Annotated in this window: 1 protein-coding gene and 2 pseudogenes; all 3 read left to right on the forward strand. The window is 70.9% G+C overall.

Annotated features, from left to right (window positions below; genetic code table 11):
- Nucleotides 1-287 (forward strand): annotated as a pseudogene (locus tag QN345_RS18630) (DUF4350 domain-containing protein); the annotation flags it as partial.
- Complete coding sequence (locus QN345_RS18635) at nucleotides 284-1,255, forward strand: AAA family ATPase (protein WP_134449748.1); 972 nt, start codon at nucleotides 284-286, stop codon at nucleotides 1,253-1,255. The pseudogene QN345_RS18630 and the gene QN345_RS18635, both read left to right, overlap by 4 nt.
- A gap of 1 nt (nucleotide 1,256) precedes the next feature.
- Nucleotides 1,257-1,789: pseudogene (locus QN345_RS18640) on the forward strand (DUF58 domain-containing protein); the annotation flags it as partial.

Here is a 1,789-nt window from a genome sequence, read left to right on the forward strand (position 1 = left end):
CCCTGCGGGTCGCCACCGTGCAGCGCCTCGCGACCCGGGTCGGGCTGTCCAGGCTCGCGAGCCTCGACGACGTCGTGCTCGCGGTGTCCGCACTGACCGGTCGGGCACCGGCCGAGGTGCGCTTCGTCCTCGTCGACGGAGTCCCGGCGACGGACCGCGACCTCATTGCCCAGTCCGACCTCCTCCAGGACCTGGAGCGAGCCGTGATCGCCGCGAGCGGCCTGCCCGCTGATCCGCCGGCATCCGCCCCACCCACCGCAACCACCCCCGGAAGAATGGACCCATGAGCACACCGACCGATACCATCGTTTCCCTTCGGGAATCGCTCGCGCAGGTTCGCACCGAGGTCGGCAAGGCCGTCGTCGGCCAGGACGGCGCAGTGACGGGACTCATCATCGCCCTGCTCGCGCGCGGCCACGTGCTGCTCGAGGGCGTGCCCGGTGTCGCCAAGACCCTCCTAGTGCGCTCGCTCAGCCACGCGCTCAGCCTCGAGACGAAACGGGTTCAGTTCACGCCCGACCTGATGCCGGGCGACGTCACAGGGTCGCTCATCTACGACGCGCGGGCCGGCGAGTTCGAGTTCCGGAAGGGCCCGGTGTTCACGAACATCCTGCTCGCGGACGAGATCAACCGGACACCGCCGAAGACCCAGTCCGCACTGCTCGAGGCGATGGAGGAACGCCAGGTCAGCGTCGACGGCCGGACGATTCCGTTGCCGGACCCGTTCATCGTCGCCGCGACCATGAATCCGATCGAATACGAGGGCACGTACTCGCTGCCCGAGGCGCAGCTCGACCGGTTCCTGCTCAAGCTCGTGCTCGACGTGCCGGAACGCGACGCGGAGTTCGAGGTGCTCCGCCGCCACGCCGCCGGTTTCAACCCCCGCGACCTCACCGCGGCCGGGGTCACTCCCGTGCTCGGCGCCGAGCAGCTCACCGCCGCGCAGGCCGCCGTCATGGAGGTCGGCTCGAGCGCGGACGTGCTCGCATACATCGTGGATCTCGCGCGCGCGACCCGGCGCAGCCCCTCGGTCAAGCTCGGCGTGAGCCCCCGCGGGACGACGGCGCTTCTCGCGGCGACGAAAGCCTGGGCGTGGCTCAGCGGCTACGACTCGATCACTCCCGACCACGTCCAGGCGATGGTCCTCCCGGTCTGGCGGCACCGGATCCAGCTCCAGCCGGAAGCCGAGCTCGAGGGCGTGTTCGTGGACGCCATCCTGCGCAGCGTGCTCCAGCAGGTCCAGGTTCCGATCTAAGGTGACGGTCTCCGGTCGGTTCACACTGCTCGTCGCCCTCGGCGTCGTGCCAATTGTGCTGCTCGGACGCAGCCAGGCGGCCGCGGGCGGCATCCTCGCCCTGTGGCTGCTGCTTTCGGTCGGGCTCGGCCTGCTCGACCTCGCGCTGGCCGGCTCGCCCAGGGCCGTGCGCCTCGAACGCAGGCTGCCGGCAAGGGTGCGCCTCGGCGAAACCGTGACGAGCCTGCTGTACGTCACCAATTCCGGCTCCCGTCGCCTCCGCGCCCTCGTGCGGGATGCCTGGCAACCGTCGGCCGGCGCAGGCAACAACCGCACCCCTCTGTCCGTCCCGACAGGGGAACGCCGGCTCGTGTCCCTCCCGCTGACTCCGTTCCGGAGGGGAGAACGACGGGTGGACCGGGTCACGATCCGCTCGTACGGGCCGCTCGGCCTGTGGGCGCGCCAGGCCACGCTCGAGGCGCCCGGGCGCATCCGTGTCCTGCCGCCCTTCAACGCCCGGAAGCACCTGCCCTCGCGCATCACCCGGCTCAAGGA

Source organism: Cryobacterium sp. 10I1, assembly GCF_035019805.1.
GTDB lineage: Bacteria > Actinomycetota > Actinomycetes > Actinomycetales > Microbacteriaceae > Cryobacterium > Cryobacterium glucosi.

Excerpts from the sequence above, each read along its gene's own strand:
- QN345_RS18635 (WP_134449748.1), top strand. The coding sequence starts at position 284 with ATGAGCACACCGACCGATACCATCGTTTCCCTTCGGGAATCGCTCGCG.